The following is a 17,583-nucleotide window of genomic DNA, read 5'->3' as shown; positions in this document are numbered from 1 at the left end:
TCAGGGCTGCTGCCCGGCCTCCGCCGGCGGGTCGTCCACCGGTCGCGGCGCGTCGGCCAGCAGGCGGGTGAGGAGGCGGATCGCGGCCCGCTTGTCGAGGGGGTCGTTGCCGTTGCCGCACTTGGGCGACTGGATGCAGGACGGGCAGCCGGTGTCGCACTCGCAGGCGGCGATGGCCTCACGGGTGGCGGCGAGCCAGCGCGCGGCCGTGTGGAAGGCGCGTTCGGCGAAGCCGGCGCCTCCCGGGTGGCCGTCGTAGACGAAGACGGTGGGCAGGAGCGTGTCGGGATGGAGGGGCACGGAGACGCCCCCGATGTCCCAGCGGTCGCAGGTGGCGAAGAGCGGCAGCATGCCGATGGAGGCGTGCTCCGCGGCGTGCAGGGCCCCGCCGAGGGCCTCCTGCGGGATGCGGGCGTCGTCGAGCTGGTCCTCGGTGACCGTCCACCACACGGCTCGGGTGCGCAGGGTGCGCGGTGGCAGGTCCAGCTTGGACTCGCCGAGGATCTCGTTGGTGATGAGCCGGCGCCGGAGGAAGGAGACGACCTGGTTGGTGACCTCGACCGAGCCGAAGCAGAGCCGTGCGTCACCCCAGGGGACCTCCCGGCTGGTCTCCAGGATGGAGATGGCGGTGGTGTCGCGGGCGGTCGTCGAGTAGGGCGGGTCGGCCTCCTCGACCAGGGCGACGGAGTCGTCGAGATCCAGGTGGCGGACGAGGTAGCTGCGGCCCTGGTGGAGGTGGACCGCGCCTTCGTGGACGGTGGTGTGCGCGGCGGAGGCGTCCACGGTGCCCAGCAGCCGTCCGGTGCCCTCCTCGACGACCTGGACGGGCCGCCCGTCCTCGCCGCGGATGCCGGTGAGGTCGGCGGCGCGTTCCCGGCGGGTCCAGTGCCAGGCGGAGCCGCGGCGGCGCAGCAGCTTGCGGAGTTCCAGCCGGGTGAGCAGGCTCCGCGTCTCCGGGCCGAAGAGTGACAGGTCGGCCTCGGTGAGCGGCAGTTCCTCGGCCGCCGCGCACAGGTGCGGCGTCAGGACGTAGGGGTTGTCCGGGTCGAGGACGGTGGCCTCCACGGGCTGCCGGAAGAGGGCGTCCGGGTGGTGCACGAGGTAGGTGTCCAGCGGGTCGTCACGGGCGACGAGCACGGCGAGGGCGCCCTGGCCCCGGCGGCCCGCGCGGCCCGCCTGCTGCCACACCGAGGCGCGGGTGCCGGGGTAGCCGGAGAGGACGACGGCGTCGAGGCCGGCGACGTCCACGCCGAGCTCCAGGGCGGTGGTGGCGGACAGGCCGAGCAGTTCGCCGGTGTGGAGGGCGCGCTCGATGGCGCGGCGTTCCTCGGGCAGGTAGCCGCCGCGGTAGGCGGCGACACGGGAGGGGAGGGAGCGGTCGACGGCCGCCAGGCGTTCCTGGGCTATGAGGGCGATCAGTTCGGCGCCGCGCCGGGAGCGGACGAAGGCGACGGTGCGGACGCCCTGCACGGCGAGGTCGGTGAGAAGGTCGGCGGTCTCGGCGGTGGCGGTGCGGCGGACGGGGGCGCCCCGTTCGCCGTGGAGCTCGGTGAGCGGCGGCTCCCAGAGGGCGAAGACGAGTTCGCCGCGCGGGGAGGCGTCGTCGGTGATCTCCACCACCGGCACCCCCGTGAGGCGGGTCGCCGCGGCGGCCGGTTCCGAGGCGGTGGCGGAGGCGAGCAGGAAGACGGGTTCGGAGCCGTAGCGGGCGCAGAGCCGGCGCAGCCGGCGCAGCACCTGGGCGACGTGGGAGCCGAAGACGCCGCGGTAGGTGTGGCACTCGTCGACGACGACATAGCGCAGGGCGCGCAGGAAGGAGGCCCATCGGGGGTGCGAGGGCAGGATCGAGCGGTGGAGCATGTCGGGATTGGTGAGCGCGTAGTTGGCGTACTGCCGCACCCACTCCCGTTCCTCGAACGGGGTGTCCCCGTCGTAGACGGCGGGCCGGATGGCCTTGCCGAGCGGCGCGGCGAGCTCCCGTACGGCACGCCGCTGGTCGGCGGCGAGCGCCTTGGTGGGCGCCAGGTAGAGGGCGGTGGCGCCGCGGCCGTTGGGGGCCTCGGAGCCGTCCAGCAGGGTGCTCAGGACGGGCGCCAGGTACGCGAGGGACTTCCCGGAGGCGGTACCGGTGGCCACCACGGCCGATTCGCCGCGCAGCGCGTGCTCGGCCATGAGCGCCTGGTGCGCCCACGGCCGGGCGATGCCGGCGGTCCGGATGGCGTCGGTCACTTCCGGCCGGATCTTCTCGGGCCAGGGGGCATGACGTCCGGGACGAGGGGGCAAGTGCTCCGTATGAGTGATGCGTGCAGCCCGGCCTGCCCCGGCGGCGAGTCGGTCGAGGACCGCCCGGGGAGTGGGATGTACGCCCGCCTCCGGCGGGAGTTGATCGTGGGCCATCGACATCGAGTGTGTCACTGGCGTGACGGACAATGGCGTCAAGGCGTCGTGCGCGCCTGCCGGTAAGTGATTGAATGCCATCGCGGCTGCCGATCCATGGGGGGCGACCGCTCGATGCAAGGTGCTGGAGGATCCGTGGACCTGTCCCTGTCGACCCGGACCGTTGGCGACCGTACGGTTGTCGAGGTGGGTGGCGAGATTGATGTGTACACCGCGCCCAAGCTGCGGGAGCAGCTGGTCGAGCTTGTCAACGACGGCAGCTACCACCTCGTCGTGGACATGGAGCGGGTCGACTTCCTCGACTCGACCGGTCTCGGCGTGCTGGTCGGCGGCCTGAAGCGAGTGCGGGCGCACGAGGGCTCGCTGCGCCTGGTCTGCAACCAGGAGCGCATTCTCAAGATTTTCCGTATCACCGGTCTGACCAAGGTGTTCCCGATCCACACCTCGGTCGACGACGCGGTGTCGGCGACCGACTGACGGTCGCCGCAGGACTGGTACGCGGGGGCGCCGGGCAGGCCGCTCGGTTCCTCCGTGATGTCGCCCTGCCCCGGAGGCGAGGGGGAGGGCACGTACGACTGAGGGGGATGGGATGGCCACCGTCGAACTGCTCTTCAGTGCCCTTCCCGAGCACGTCCGCACCGCCCGCCTGGTGGCGGCGGCGGTGGCGCGTCGGGCGGGTGTCGACGAGGCCGTGCTGGACGAGGTGCGGCTGGCCGTGGGCGAAGCCTGCTCGCGCGCCGTCGGCCTGCACAGGAACGGTGGCATTTCCTCCCCGGTCCGGGTCCGGCTCACGGAGGACGAGAAGAAGTTCTCCATCGAGGTGGGCGACGACGCGCCGCACCCGGTCGTCACCGAGGTCGTGGTGGGCGGCACCACGGTGACGACGGCCGAGCACGACGACGCGGGCTCCGAGGGCGAGGACGACATGGGCCTCGCCGTCATCAGCGGCCTGGTCGACGACGTCGAGGTGTCCGCCGACGAGAACGGCGGCGTCATCCGGATGAGCTGGCCGACGGCCTCGGCGGCCGTCCTGCCGTAGCCCCGCGTCCGCCGTTCGGCCCAGTGGCGGCTGCCGGATCCGCCGTAGCCGTGGGCGATGGCGGAATTCGCTTGTCTAGCCGTGCTTTTCTGTCGGGTTTTCCCGGTCGCGCGGACACCGGTTCCGCCGGTCCCGTCAGGAAAGGGGCGCCGGGCCGGAAACGGGTGCGGCGCATTTCCCGATCTTCACGGGCGGCCCGTCGAGTGTACGGATCATCCACGGATTCTCCACCGGAGAAGACTCATTCCGTTTGTGGCGCCCTGTTGGGACCTCGTCATGCTCCCTACAATCCGTCCATCTTGAGCTCAGGACGCCTGAGCGTGGTGGCCGTCCCGTGTGCACGGTCCGGCCGCGCGCCCATGTGCCAAACGTCAAGGAGGACGAATGGCGGGGCCCTTCACCCCTGAACAGGTGGTCTTCACTCAGAATCTCGCGGTTGAGCTCACCGGCGGCAACCGCGTCCTCGTGATCGTCATCGCGGCCGTGGCCCTCGCGGCCCTCGTGGTGGCCGTGGTGTTGGTGCGGCAGGTGCTGGCGGCCGGAGAAGGCACCGAGAACATGAAGAGAATCGCCGCGGCTGTACAGGAAGGCGCGAATGCCTACCTGGCGCGGCAGTTGCGGACGCTCAGTGCGTTCGCCGTGATCGTGTTCTTCCTCCTCATGCTTCTCCCGGCGGACAACTGGTCGCAGCGTCTGGGGCGTTCGGCATTCTTTCTGGTCGGTGCGCTTTTCTCCGCGGCCACCGGCTATATCGGTATGTGGCTCGCGGTGCGCAGTAACGTGCGCGTGGCCGCCGCGGCGCGGGAGGCGGCGCTTTCCGCGGCCGCACCCCCCGCGGGTTCCTCCGTGGGTTCCCCTGTGGGTTCCCCCGCCGTCCCGGGGCCGGGGGACTCCCCGGTCGCCGGGGACACGGGTGCCACGGCCGCCTCCCACCGGGCCATGAAGATCGCGTTTCGTACGGGTGGCGTCGTCGGCATGTTCACCGTCGGCCTCGGTCTGCTCGGCGCCTCCTGCGTGGTGCTGGTCTACGCGGCTGACGCGCCCAAGGTGCTGGAGGGCTTCGGCTTCGGGGCGGCGCTGCTGGCCATGTTCATGCGGGTCGGCGGCGGCATCTTCACCAAGGCGGCCGACGTGGGCGCCGACCTGGTGGGCAAGGTGGAGCAGGGGATCCCCGAGGACGACCCGCGCAACGCCGCCACCATCGCCGACAACGTGGGCGACAACGTCGGCGACTGTGCGGGCATGGCGGCCGACCTCTTCGAGTCGTACGCCGTGACCCTGGTCGCCGCGCTGATCCTCGGCAAGGCGGCCTTCGGCGACTCCGGGCTCGCCTTCCCCCTCCTCGTGCCCGCGATCGGCGTGGTCACCGCCATGATCGGCATCTTCGCGGTGGCGCCGCGCCGGGCCGACCGGAGCGGGATGACCGCCATCAACCGGGGTTTCTTCGTCTCGGCCGTCATCTCCCTCGCGCTCGTCGCCGTGGCCGTCTACACCTACCTGCCGTCCAGCTACGCGGATCTGGACGGTCTCGGCGACCCGTCCATCAGCGGCCGCGACGGCGACCCGCGGGTGCTGGCGCTGGTCGCCGTCGCCATCGGCATCGTCCTGGCGGCGCTCATCCAGCAGCTCACGGGTTACTTCACGGAGACCGGCAGGCGGCCCGTGCGCGACATCGGCAAGACCTCGCTCACCGGTCCCGCGACCGTCATCCTCGCGGGCATCTCGGTGGGGCTGGAGTCGGCCGTCTACTCCGCCGTGCTGATCGCCCTCGGCGTCTACGGGGCGTTCCTGCTGGGCGGCACGTCCATCATGCTCGCGCTGTTCGCGGTGGCCCTGGCCGGCACCGGCCTGCTGACCACGGTGGGCGTCATCGTCGCGATGGACACCTTCGGCCCGGTCTCCGACAACGCCCAGGGCATCGCCGAGATGTCCGGGGACGTCGAGGGCGCCGGGGCGCAGGTGCTGACCGAGCTCGACGCGGTGGGCAACACCACCAAGGCCATCACCAAGGGCATCGCCATCGCCACGGCCGTCCTGGCCGCGTCCGCGCTCTTCGGCTCGTACCGGGACGCGATCGGGACGGCCGTCGAGGACGTGGGCGCGAAGTCGACCGAGATGAACCTGAGTCTGGACATCTCGCAGCCGAACAACCTGGTGGGCCTGATCCTCGGGGCGGCCGTCGTCTTCCTCTTCTCCGGACTGGCCATCAACGCGGTGTCGCGGTCGGCGGGTTCGGTGGTGTACGAGGTGCGGCGGCAGTTCCGTGAGCACCCGGGGATCATGGATTACACCGAGAAGCCGGAGTACGGCCGGGTCGTCGACATCTGTACCAAGGACGCGCTGCGGGAACTGGCCACTCCGGGGCTGCTCGCGGTCATGGCGCCGATCGCGGTCGGCTTCGCCCTGGGCGTCGGCGCGCTCGGCTCGTACCTGGCGGGCGCGATCGGCGCCGGCACGCTGATGGCCGTGTTCCTGGCCAACTCCGGTGGCGCCTGGGACAACGCCAAGAAGCTGGTGGAGGACGGGCACCACGGCGGCAAGGGCGGCGAGGCGCACGCCGCCACGGTCATCGGCGACACGGTCGGCGATCCGTTCAAGGACACCGCGGGACCGGCCATCAACCCGCTGCTCAAGGTGATGAACCTGGTGGCGCTGCTCATCGCGCCGGCGGTGGTGAAGTTCTCCTACGGAGCCGACGCGAGCAGGCCGCTGCGGATCGGTGTGGCGGTGCTGGCCGCGCTGGTGATCGTCGCCGCCGTGTACGTGTCCAAGCGGCGCAGTGTCACCGTCGACGGCGGTGCCGACCGGTCGGCCAAGTCGACCGATCCGGCGGTGGTGTCCTGACGCGGACGGCGGCGGGAGCGCGGGCGGGACGGCGTGGTCCGTACGCCGGACGGTGTGTCATCAGCCGTTCCGGCCGGGTGCCGTCCCGCTCGCGCGTGTCCGTCCGGCGGCCCCGCGCGCTTCCGGACGGGCGGGTCCGGCGCGGCGAACGCCACATCGAGATTGCCGTAAATGGCGAGGTAGGAGGTCATATGGGATGCTCGGCTCGCGGGCCGTGCCGGTGGGACGTGTAAGTTCCGGGGCCGAGAGCCATTGAAGGGACCGATCCGGTGAACAAGAAGCTTTTGGCCGCACTGTCCGGCGGTGCGGCGCTCGTCCTGGCGCTGACGGGATGCGGTGGCGGCGGCGAGGACAAGGGCAAGAAGCTCGACGACTGGGCCAAGAAGGTCTGCGACACGATGCAGCCCCAGGTCAAGAAGATCCAGCAGGCCAACGCCTCGATCACCTCCGTGCGCACGGAGGAGGACTCGAAGAAGGTCCAGCGGACGGACTCGGCCGCCTTCCAGGCCAACGTCGACGCGTACAACGCCCTCGCCCAGTCCGTGCAGAACGCGGGCGCGCCGCCCGTCGACGACGGAAAGACCAACCAGGAGGACGCCGTCAAGGCGCTCAAGGACCTCTCCGCGTCGTACAAGACCCTGAAGACGAAGGTCGACGCGCTCGACACGTCCGACCGGGCCAAGTTCTCCGAGGGCCTCAAGAACATGGCCGCGGACCTCGGCAAGCTGAGCGGCAAGAGTGGTGACGCGCTCAAGAAGTTCCAGTCGGGCGACGCCGGTCAGGCGATGGCGAAGCAGGAGTCCTGCAAGATCCCGGCGGCCACGCCGCCCGCGCAGGTCTGATCCCCCGGGGCGCCGGCGCGGGAGGTGGCGGCGGGCTGTCACGGATTGTCAGTGGTGCCCCCGACAATGGTTCCGTGAGTACGCTGCCTTCCGCCGACGCACCCGTCCAGTCCGCGCGCACCGACCGGCTGCGCGACGCCCTGCTCGCCGCCGCCTTCACGGCCGACGGTCTGCTCGAACTGCTCGGCGCCCCCGCCTACGCCGCGCTCGCGCGCAGCGAGACCGTTCCCGCCCTGCGCGCCACCAGGGGGGACGGCCCGCTGGAGACCCTGGTCCGGCTCTTCCTGCTGCAGCGGTCCGTGCCCGCCGCGCGGGCCGCCGCCGCGCTCCCCCTGGAGGACTGCCTCGCCGACGGCTGGCTGGTCCGCGACGGTGATGCCGTCCGCGCGAGCGTCGACGTGCGGCCTTACGGCGGCCCGGAGGGGCAGGACTGGTGGATCGTCTCCGACCTGGGCTGCGCGGTCGGCGGCGCGGGGGGTATCGCCGGGGGCGGGGCGGGCCCGTCCGGCATCGACCGCTCGGAGCTCGTCCTCGGCGTCGGCGGCGCCTCCACCACGCTCGCCGGCATCACGGTCCGTACGCCGGTCGGCAGCGCCCTCGACCTCGGCACCGGCTCAGGCATCCAGGCGTTGCACGCGGCCCAGCACGCGGGCCGCGTCACCGCGACCGATCTGAACCCGCGTGCCCTGCGCTTCGCCCGGCTCACGCTCGCGCTCTCCGGCGCGCCGGAGGCGGACCTGCGCCAGGGTTCGCTGTTCGAGCCGGTGGCCGACGAGACGTACGACCTGATCGTCTCGAACCCGCCGTTCGTCATCTCCCCCGGGGCCCGGCTCACCTACCGGGACGGCGGCATGGGCGGCGACGACCTCTGCCGCACGCTGGTGTCCCAGGCGGCGGACCGGCTCAACGACGGCGGTTACTGCCAGTTGCTCGCCAACTGGCAGCACGTCGAGGGGGAGGACTGGCGGGAGCGGCTCTCGTCCTGGGTCCCGGCCGGCTGCGACGCCTGGATCGTCCAGCGGGAGGTCCAGGACGTGGCCCAGTACGCCGAGCTGTGGCTGCGGGACGCGGGGGACCACCGGGCCTCCCCCGAGGAGTACGCGGCGCGGTACGACGCGTGGCTCGCGGAGTTCGAGGAGCGGCGGACGAAGGGGGTCGGTTTCGGCTGGATCACCCTGCGCAAGTCGGGGGCCGAGCGGCCCTCGGTGATCGCCGAGGAGTGGCCGCACCCGGTGGAGCAGCCGCTGGGCGCGAGCATCCGCGACCACTTCGCACGGCAGGAGTTCCTGCGCACGCACGACGACGCGGCGCTGCTGGAGGCCCGCTTCCGGCTGGCTCCCGAGGTCGTCCAGGAGCAGGTCGGGCTGCCGGGCGCGGAGGATCCGGAGCATGTGGTGCTGCGGCAGAACCGGGGCATGCGCCGCGCCACCAAGGTCGACACCGTGGGAGCCGGGTTCGCCGGGGTCTGTGACGGGACTCTCAGCGCGGGCCGCATCCTCGACGCCATCGCCCAGCTCGTCGGCGAGGATCCGGTCCTGCTGCGCGACCGGACGCCCGAGGCGATCAGGCTGCTGGTGGAGCAGGGGTTCCTGATCCCGGAGGGGTGAGGGGAGCCGTCGGACGCGAGGCCTCGTCGCCGGAGAGCTCGGAGCGGCCCCGGAGGCGGGGCCGCCTCCGGGGGGCAGCGGCGCTCGCGGGGGCGTCAGCCGCGCAGCACGTGGCCGTTCTTGTCGGTGCGGGTGTTGCTGACGAGGAAGATGATTCCGTCGATCAGGGCCCAGAAGCCGAGGCCGCCGCAGGTCAGGAGCTGGGCGACGCCCATGCCCACGTGGCCGGTGTAGAAGCGGCCGATGCCGAGGCTGCCCAGGAAGAGCTGGAGGATTCCGGCCACGATCTTGGACTTCTCGGAGTACGGCTGCCCGTTGGGGGCGTAGCCGAAGGGGGCCGGCGGGCCCTGGTAGGGCGGGGGAGCGGGGTACGACATGGATGACTCCTCAAGCGGTCGGGACGAAGCCGCCGGCCCGTCAATGGGGGAAGGGCCTGTATGGCGGCGATCAAGCAGACCGGAAGGTCGCGCGGAAAGTTGTGCCGGACCGGTAATCGTGATCATTCGGTGACAGAGCGCAGGTCGGGCCGGGCGGGGCGGATGTGGCGATCCGTGAGGTGATCCGGCAGGTGCGCGGTTGGCCGAAACCGGTCGGTCGGCGAGCGCGGCCGGCCGGCGGCGTCATCCGGTCAGATCAGATTGCGCACCAGCGACCAGGTCACCGCGGTCCCCAGGACGGCGGCCGTCCCGGCCCGGCCCAGCCGCGGCCGGTAGCGGCGGCCCCTGAGTCCTTCGGCGAGCCAGCGGCCGCACAGGTACGCGGCCGCGGGGAGGCCGAGGAGCAGCAGCAGGGCGTTGTCGTGGAACGCGGCGCCGAGGTCCCCGTGCAGCAGGTCGTAGGCCATGCGCGTGCCGCCGCAGGCCGGGCAGAGCAGTCCCGTCGCCCAGTGGAACGGGCAGCGGGGGAGCCACTGCCCGGGGCGGTGTGGATCGGTGCCCCACAGATAGGCGGCGCCGGCCGCCCCCGCCGCGAGGGCCCCGAGCGGTGCCGCGGCCGGGTGGCGGACGGCGCGCGGGAGTCCGGCCCGCGCCCCGCGGCGGGGCTTCTCAGCCACGGAGCGGGCGCCCCGCCGAGTCGGTGCTGTTGCCGGTCAGCAGCATGATTCCGTCGATCAGCGCCCAGATGCCTAGACCGCCGCAGGTGAAGAGCTGGCCGAGGGCCATGCCCGTGTGTCCGGTGTAGAAGCGGCCGATGCCGAAGCTGCCCAGGAACAGCTGGAGGACGCCCGCCACGATCTTGGACTTCTCGGAGTAGGGCCGCCCGTAGGGGTCGTAGCCGTAGGGGGCGTTCGGGTCTCCCATGTACATCCCCGGCGCGCCCGGAGCCATCGGCGGCGGGTAGGCGTAGCCGGGCTGCTGAGCGTAAGGGGACGACGCCTGCGGGTAACCTGGCTGCTGCCCCTGCTGGGGCCGGCCGTACGGGTCCTGCGGGTACCCGTACGGGGTCTGGTCGGACATGGGCGGAAAACTCCTGCCGTGTGAGGTCTGGCGGAAATCAGTCGCACGATCGGATGGCATGACGTGCGGTGGTCATCCTGCCAGCAGGGTCCGACACGGCGCTCGGGGCTTTCGCCGCGGTTCCTCCACGGCTCCTCCGCGACGCGTTCCCGGCTTCTCCGCCGGCTCGTACGGTGCGGAGGCCGGGACGCGGCGGATGTGGCGTCCGACGCTCCGGGCGGCAGACAGGACGCTTGTCGGGTTACCGTTCGAGTGGCGTTGCGGGCTTTCCCCGTTTGACACGGGGGCGGGATGTACCGTCACACTCCGCAGCGTCACCGCAACTCCCATGCCGATTGCGACCGGAAGAAGAGCGAAGTTGTCCCCGACCAGCGAGACCGCACAGGGCGGCCGCCGACTCGTCATCGTCGAGTCGCCTGCCAAGGCGAAGACGATCAAGGGCTACCTCGGCCCCGGATACGTCGTCGAGGCGAGCGTCGGGCACATCCGTGACCTGCCGAACGGGGCCGCCGAGGTCCCGGCCAAGTACAAGGGCGAGCCGTGGGCCCGCCTGGGCGTGAACGTGGACGCGGACTTCCAGCCCGTCTACGTCGTCAACGCCGACAAGAAGGACCAGGTCAAGAAGCTCAAGGAGCTGTTGGCCGAGTCGGACGAGCTCTTCCTGGCCACCGATGAGGACCGCGAGGGCGAGGCCATCGCCTGGCACCTGCAGGAGGTCCTCAAGCCCAAGGTCCCGGTCCGCCGGATGGTCTTCCACGAGATCACCAAGGACGCGATCCAGGCCGCCGTCGCCCACCCGCGCGAGCTGAACAAGAAGCTGGTCGACGCCCAGGAGACCCGGCGCATCCTCGACCGCCTCTACGGCTACGAGGTCTCGCCGGTCCTGTGGAAGAAAGTCATGCCCCGGCTGTCCGCCGGACGGGTGCAGTCCGTGGCCACCCGGCTCGTCGTGGAGCGGGAGCGCGAGCGGATCGCGTTCCGCTCTGCCGAGTACTGGGACCTCACCGGCACCTTCTCCACCGGCCGCGGCGGTGACGCCGCCGAGCCCGGCACCTTCGCCGCGCGGCTGTCCTCCGTGGACGGCCGGCGGGTCGCCCAGGGCCGTGACTTCGGCTCGACCGGGCGGCTCAAGGACGCCGCCCAGGTGCTGCACCTGGACGAGGCGAACGCCCGCGCGCTGGCCGCCGCCCTCGCCGACACCTCGTTCGCGGTGCGCTCGGTCGAATCCAAGCCGTACCGCCGCTCCCCGTACGCCCCCTTCCGCACCACGACCCTCCAGCAGGAGGCGTCGCGCAAGCTGGGCTTCGGTGCGAAGGCGACCATGCAGGTGGCCCAGAAGCTGTACGAGAACGGCTTCATCACCTATATGCGTACGGACTCCACGACGCTGTCCGACACGGCCATTACCGCCGCCCGGGCGCAGGTCACCCAGCTCTACGGGGCCGACTACCTGCCGGAGAAGCCGCGCACCTACGCGGGGAAGGTCAAGAACGCCCAGGAGGCGCACGAGGCCATCCGTCCTTCGGGTGATCGTTTCCGCACCCCCGCGGAGACCGGTCTGACGGGTGACCAGTTCCGGCTGTACGAGCTCATCTGGAAGCGGACCGTTGCCTCCCAGATGAAGGACGCGGTGGGCAACTCGGTCACCGTGAAGATCGCGGGCCGCGCCTCCGACGGCCGGGACGCCGAGTTCAGCGCCTCCGGCAAGACGATCACCTTCCACGGCTTCATGAAGGCGTACGTCGAGGGCGCCGACGACCCGAACGCCGAGCTCGACGACCGCGAGCGCCGGCTGCCGCAGGTCACCGAGGGCGACGCGCTGACCGCCGAGGAGATCACCGCCGACGGCCACGCCACCAAGCCGCCGGCCCGCTACACCGAGGCGTCGCTGGTCAAGGAGCTGGAAGAGCGCGAGATCGGCCGCCCGTCGACCTACGCGTCCATCCTCGGCACCATCCTCGACCGCGGCTACGTCTTCAAGAAGGGCACCGCGCTCGTCCCGTCCTTCCTGAGCTTCGCGGTCGTCAACCTGCTGGAGAAGCACTTCGGCCGGCTCGTCGACTACGACTTCACCGCCGCCATGGAGGAGGATCTCGACCGCATCGCCCGCGGCGAGGCCCAGGCCGTGCCGTGGCTGCGCCGCTTCTACTTCGGCGAGGGCTCGGGGGAGGTCACCGGCCGTGCCGCCGAGGCGGGCAACGGCGACGGCGACCACCTCGGCGGTCTCAAGGAGCTGGTGACCGACCTGGGCGCGATCGACGCCCGGGAGATCTCCTCGTTCCCCGTCGGCGAGGGCATCGTGCTGCGCGTGGGCCGCTACGGCCCGTACGTCGAGCGGGGCGAGAAGGACACCGAGGGGCACCAGCGCGCGGACGTCCCCGAGGACCTGGCGCCGGACGAGCTCACCGTGGAGTACGCGGAGGAGCTGTTCGCCCGGCCCAGCGGCGAGTACGAGCTGGGCACGGACCCGGAGTCGGGCCACCCGATCGTCGCCAAGGACGGCCGCTACGGCCCCTACGTCACCGAGGTGCTGCCCGAGGGCACGCCGAAGACCGGCAAGAACGCGGTCAAGCCGCGGACGGCGTCGCTCTTCAAGTCGATGTCCCTCGACACGGTCACGCTCGACGACGCGCTCAAGCTGATGTCCCTGCCGCGCGTGGTCGGCGCCGACGCCGAGGGCGTGGAGATCACCGCGCAGAACGGCCGCTACGGCCCGTACCTGAAGAAGGGCACCGACTCGCGCTCCCTGGAGACCGAGGACCAGATCTTCGACATCACGTTGGAGGAGGCCCTCGCGATCTACGCGCAGCCCAAGCAGCGCGGGCGGGCCGCGGCCAAGCCGCCGCTGAAGGAGCTGGGCACCGACCCGGTCAGCGAGCGTCCGGTGGTCGTCAAGGACGGCCGCTTCGGCCCGTACGTCACGGACGGCGAGACCAACGCCACGCTGCGCCGCGACGACGACGTGGAGACGATCACGCCGGAGCGTGGCTACGAGCTGCTCGCGGAGAAGCGGGCCAAGGGGCCGGCCAAGAAGACCGCGAAGAAGGCGGCCAAGAAGGCCCCGGCCAAGAAGACCGCCGCGAAGAAGACGACGACCGCCAAGAAGACGGCGGCGAAGAAGACGACGACGGCCAAGGCGGCCGCCGCGAAGAAGACCGCGGCCAAGAAGACGGCGGCCAAGACGGCCGCCGCGGCCAAGGCCGAATAGGCGGCGCCAGGTAGAGGACGCAGTGGGCGGCGGGCCGGATTCCGGTTCCGCCGCCCGGTCGTTTCCGCAGGCGGGCGCCCCTCGCCATGCGAGCGGGTGTTCCCGGCGGCGGTTGGTATTCAGACGCTCCGGATAGGCTGGCAGGATGACGCGAGCCGAGCAGCCAACAGTGGTGACCTCTCCCTCAGGGGCACTGGCCGCGGACTCCCGCGAGCGTGCCGTCCGCGCCCTGCTGCGCATCCCCCCGTTGCGGCGGCTGTGGAGCGCCCAGGCCGCGGGGGGCGTCGGTGACGCCCTCGGCCTGCTGGTCCTGCTCCTGCTGGCGCTCCAGGCGGCCGTCACCGCCGGATCGTTCGGCGGCGGGTACCGGGGCGCCGCCTTCGCCGTGGCCGCCGTCCTCGGCGCGCGGCTGCTCGCGACACTGCTGCTGGGCACGGTCCTGCTCGGCCCCTTCAACGCGCTGCTGGCGCCCTCAGGGCCGCTCGACCGGCGCTGGACGATGATCGGCGCCGACGCCGTCCGGGCCCTGCTGCTGGCCGTCGCCCCGGTGTGGATCGACTTCACCGAGAGCAACGCGCTGGTCTCCTTGCTGGTCACGGCGTTCGTCCTGGGTGTCGCCGAGCGTGTGTGGACCGTGGCGAAGGACGGCGTGGCGCCTACCCTGCTGCCGCGGCCGCCTCTTGAGGGCGCGGCCGTCCGGCCCGTCCCGGACCACGCCGACGCGCTCCGGCGGCTGACGCTGCGCACGTCCTTCGTCGCCCTGCCGGCCGCCGCGGCGGCCCTCGTCGCCATCACGCTCGTCAGCAATCTGCTGGGGTCCGGCATCGACTGGTTCCACCAGCACCAGCCGGCGCTCGGCTCGTACCTCGCCGCGGCCCTGTTCAACGCCTCCGGTGTGATCGTCTACTTCCTGGCCCTCCCCGGCGCGCGGGAGATGACCCCGCGCTCCCCGCTGGAGGGTCTGCGCCGGCCCCAGCGCGACCAGGCGCCCGACAAGGGCCGGACGGGCGGCATCCCCGTCTTCGTCCTGTCCTGCGCGGCCGTCGCCGGGGCGGTCGCCGCCGCGTTCGGCGTCGCCGTCCTCCAGGCCTACGACCTGGGCGGCGGCCCGGTGGCCTTCGGGCTGCTGGCCCTGGCCCTCACCGGCGGACCCGTCCTCGGCATCCGGAGCGCGGGCCGCGTCCTGCCCGGGTTCTCCCGCCGCAGGCTGCTGGCCCTCTCGCTCGCCGTCACGGGCGTCGCGCTGCTGGCGGCCGGGCTGGTGCCCGACGCCACGACCGTGCTGCTGCTGATCCTGGTCGCGGGCGTCGCCGCCGGCGTCGTCGCGAACACCGGGCACGCCCTCCTCGACCAGGAGGCCGAGGAGGAGCGCCGCCCGCGCGTCACGGAGCACCTGCACGCGGTCGTCCGCGTCACCGTGGCGTCGGCCGCGGTCGTCGCCCCCGTCCTCGCCGCGCTCATCGGCCCGCACCGGGCCGAGAACGGCAACTTCGTCTTCGACCACGGCGGCGCGGCCTTCACCCTGATGCTGATCGGCGCGCTGCTGCTGCCGGTGGGCGCTCTCGTCCTGGGCAAGACCGACGACCGGCACGGCGTGCCGTTCCACCGCGACCTGCTGGACGCCGTCCGCGACGGCGACCCCGCCGAGGCGACCGCCGCCAACGGCTTCTTCCTGGTGTTCGACGGCGGCGACGGCGCCGGCAAGTCCACCCAGGTGCAGGCCATCGCCGAGTGGATCCGCTCCAAGGGCCACGAGGTGGTCGTCACCCGCGAACCCGGCGCCACCGCCATCGGCAAGCGGCTGCGCGCGATCCTGCTGGACGTCGCGTCGGCCGGGCTCTCGGACCGCGCCGAGGCGCTGCTGTACGCCGCCGACCGCGCCGAGCACATCAACGCCGTCGTCCGGCCCGCCCTGGAGCGCGGCGCGGTCGTCATCTCCGACCGCTACATCGACTCGTCCGTCGCCTACCAGGGCGCCGGCCGCGACCTCTCCCCGACCGAGATCGCCCGGATCAACCGCTGGGCGACGGAAGGGCTCGTTCCGCACCTGACGGTGCTGCTGGACGTCTCGCCGGAGACCGCGCGCGAGCGCTTCACCGAGGCGCCCGACCGGCTGGAGTCGGAGCCCGCCGAGTTCCACGAGCGGGTGCGGAAGGGCTTCCTCGCCCTGGCCGCCGCCGACCCGGCGCGCTACCTCGTCGTCGACGCCGGGCAGGAGCCCGAAGCCGTCACCACCGTCGTGCGCCACCGCCTCGACGAGGTGCTGCCGCTGTCCGCCCAGGAGATCGAGGCCCGTGAGGAGGCCCGCAGGGCCGCCGAGGCCGAGGCCCGCCGCAAGGCGGAGGAGGAGGCGGCGCGCAAGGCCGAGGAGGAGCGGCTGGAGCGCGAGCGCCAGGAGCAGCTCGCCAAGCTGCGCGCGGAGGAAGAGGAGCGCAAGCGCCGGGAGGCCGAGGAGGCCCGGCGCCTGGAGGCCGAACGGCAGGCGGAGGAGGCGCGGAAGCGCGCCGAGGAGGCGCGCCGGCTCGCGGACGAGGAGCGCAGGCGCCGTGAGGCGGAGGAGCGCGCCCGGGCCGCCGAGCAGGAGCGGCTGCGCAAGCAGGCCGAGGAGGAGGCGCGGCTGCGCGCCGAGGCCGAGGAGCGGCGGCGCGAGAAGCAGCGGAAGGCCGAGGAGGCGCTGCTGCGCGCGGAGGAGGCGCGGACGGCGGCGGGCGGTGCGGCCGCGGATGGCGTGGCTCGTGGCGGAGCGGCTTCTGGCGGTGTGGCTCCTGACAGTGTGGCTTCTGGCGGTGCGGCGGGGGCCGGCGCCGGGGCGCGGGCCGACGCCGTCGGGGCCGACGAGGTGCCCACGGTCGAGCGGCCGGCGCTGCGGGAGAGCGGTGCCGGTGCGGCAGGGAAGGCCGCCGACCTCACCAAGCGGGCGAAGGCGTCCGACGCCGGGTCCACCGCGCCTCGGGCCGGGGCGCGGGCTGCCGACGCCGAGCGGACCGAGCAGCTCCGGGTCCCGCCCGTGCACCGCCCGGACCCGCGCGAGACGCTGCTCATGCGCGACGCCGACGAGACGGTGACCGTCCAGACGCCGCTGGTGCACCGGAAGGATCCGCACGAGGCCGACAGGGCGGGCGGGGCGGAAGCCGCGTCCGGCGAGGCCGGCGCGGGGGACGAGACGGCCGTGCTGCCGACCACCGGCCCGGCTCGTGCCGGGAAGCGGAAGCCCGTCGGTGCGGAGGACGAGACCACGTATCTGCCGCCGGTGCGTTCGGACGAGTCGGCATCGGGTGAGGAGACCGGCGCTCCGGAAGCGGCCGGGGGCCGTGGTGCGGGGGACGAGACGGCCGTGCTGCCGGCCACCGGCCCGGCTCGTGCCGGGAAGCGGAAGCCCGTCGGTGCGGAGGACGAGACCGCTTACCTGCCGCCGGTGCGTTCGGACGAGTCGGCATCGGCTGAGGAGACCGGCGCTCCGGAAGCGGCCGGGGGCCGTGGTGCGGGGGACGAGACGGCCGTGCTGCGGGCCACCGGCCCGGCTCGTGCCGGGAAGCGGAAGCCCGTCGGCGCGGAGGACGAGACCACGTATCTGCCGCCGGTGCGTTCGGAGAAGCCGGCGTCGGGTGGGAAGGCCGGTGCTCCGGAAGCGGCCGAGGGCCGTGGTGGCGAGGACGAGACGACGGTGTTGCCGCCCGTGCCCACGCTTCCGCCGCCGGTGCAGCGGGTCACCTGGGGGCTGCGCTCCGGCAGGGACGGCGCGGACGGCACGGAGGGCGCGGACGGTGCCAAGGCCGCGGGGCCGACGGACGCCGGGCGGGCCGAGGACCCGGTGGAGCGGGTTCCGGACTGGCTGTTCCGCCCGGAGGAGTCCGGCGGCGCCGAGGGGGAGCGCGCTCCGGCGGACGACGCGGACGGCATGCGCACGCGCGAGATGCCGCGCCCCGGCGCCGGAGCGGACGCCGCGGACGCGGCGGACCGGGCGCGCAAGGCCCGGCGGCGCCCGGAGTGGGCCGAGGGCGGCCGGGAGGGCGACGACGCCGAGGCGCCGACGCTCGCCGACGACCTCTTGGGCCGGCGGGACGGCGGCTCCGGCGACGGCCCGGACGGCGGCGCTTCCGGCGCCTCCGGCCGGCGCGGAGGCCGCTGAGCGGCTGAGGGCGCCCGGAAGCGGGCGCCCGCACTGTGGCGGGGCCCTTGCCCGGGCTCC

General features: G+C 73.0%; 11 protein-coding genes. 7 read left to right on the top strand and 4 right to left on the bottom strand.

What is annotated here, in order from left to right:
- A complete protein-coding gene (locus K7I03_RS15065; RefSeq protein ID WP_185942380.1) occupies positions 1-2,478 on the bottom strand; it encodes a DEAD/DEAH box helicase in 2,478 nt (825 codons plus the stop codon).
- A gap of 54 nt (positions 2,479-2,532) precedes the next feature.
- Here K7I03_RS15065 and bldG point away from each other — a divergent pair, with 54 nt between their 5' ends.
- The 5 genes from bldG to K7I03_RS15040 all read left to right on the top strand — a co-directional run bounded on the left by bldG (position 2,533) and on the right by K7I03_RS15040 (position 8,729).
- Entirely contained in the window at positions 2,533-2,874 is a 342-nt protein-coding gene (gene bldG, locus K7I03_RS15060; RefSeq protein WP_049716377.1) for an anti-sigma factor antagonist BldG, read from the top strand.
- A 112-nt stretch (positions 2,875-2,986) separates the two neighbouring features.
- Positions 2,987-3,436, top strand: coding sequence for an ATP-binding protein (locus K7I03_RS15055; RefSeq protein WP_185942379.1), 450 nt, complete (start codon positions 2,987-2,989; stop codon positions 3,434-3,436).
- A 384-nt stretch (positions 3,437-3,820) separates the two neighbouring features.
- On the top strand, positions 3,821-6,280 hold the full coding sequence (locus tag K7I03_RS15050) for a sodium-translocating pyrophosphatase (protein ID WP_185942378.1): 2,460 nt from the start codon (positions 3,821-3,823) through the stop codon (positions 6,278-6,280).
- A 269-nt stretch (positions 6,281-6,549) separates the two neighbouring features.
- A complete protein-coding gene (locus tag K7I03_RS15045; protein ID WP_224347064.1) occupies positions 6,550-7,122 on the top strand; it encodes a small secreted protein in 573 nt (190 codons plus the stop codon).
- A 74-nt stretch (positions 7,123-7,196) separates the two neighbouring features.
- Positions 7,197-8,729: a DUF7059 domain-containing protein gene (locus tag K7I03_RS15040; RefSeq protein ID WP_185942377.1), complete on the top strand. Its 1,533-nt coding sequence runs from the start codon at positions 7,197-7,199 to the stop codon at positions 8,727-8,729.
- 95 nt (positions 8,730-8,824) lie between these two features.
- Here the strand turns inward: K7I03_RS15040 and K7I03_RS15035 are convergent, their stop codons facing one another.
- The 3 genes from K7I03_RS15035 to K7I03_RS15025 all read right to left on the bottom strand — a co-directional run bounded on the left by K7I03_RS15035 (position 8,825) and on the right by K7I03_RS15025 (position 10,186).
- Positions 8,825-9,106 carry a TM2 domain-containing protein gene (locus K7I03_RS15035; RefSeq protein WP_185942376.1) on the bottom strand — a complete coding sequence of 94 codons (282 nt, stop codon included), beginning with the start codon at positions 9,104-9,106 and terminating at the stop codon, positions 8,825-8,827.
- Between the two features lie 251 nt (positions 9,107-9,357).
- Positions 9,358-9,783, bottom strand: a complete 426-nt coding sequence (locus tag K7I03_RS15030) for a DUF2752 domain-containing protein (RefSeq protein ID WP_185942375.1) — start codon at positions 9,781-9,783, stop codon at positions 9,358-9,360.
- Positions 9,776-10,186, bottom strand: coding sequence for a TM2 domain-containing protein (locus K7I03_RS15025; RefSeq protein ID WP_185942374.1), 411 nt, complete (start codon positions 10,184-10,186; stop codon positions 9,776-9,778). The genes K7I03_RS15030 and K7I03_RS15025 overlap by 8 nt, the downstream gene beginning before the upstream one ends.
- A gap of 358 nt (positions 10,187-10,544) precedes the next feature.
- On the opposite strand from K7I03_RS15025, the gene topA reads away from it, so the two are divergent.
- Positions 10,545-13,394 (top strand): type I DNA topoisomerase, encoded by a 2,850-nt coding sequence (gene topA, locus K7I03_RS15020; RefSeq protein WP_185942373.1) that lies wholly within the window; start codon positions 10,545-10,547, stop codon positions 13,392-13,394.
- Positions 13,395-13,539: 145 nt separating this feature from the next.
- Positions 13,540-17,523 carry a dTMP kinase gene (tmk, locus tag K7I03_RS15015; protein WP_221902855.1) on the top strand — a complete coding sequence of 1,328 codons (3,984 nt, stop codon included), beginning with the start codon at positions 13,540-13,542 and terminating at the stop codon, positions 17,521-17,523.
- The last annotated feature ends 60 nt before the right edge of the window (positions 17,524-17,583 follow it).

The sequence above is a fragment of the Streptomyces mobaraensis genome (assembly GCF_020099395.1).
Taxonomy (GTDB): domain Bacteria; phylum Actinomycetota; class Actinomycetes; order Streptomycetales; family Streptomycetaceae; genus Streptomyces.
This window is presented reverse-complemented; position numbering and strand designations above follow the sequence as displayed.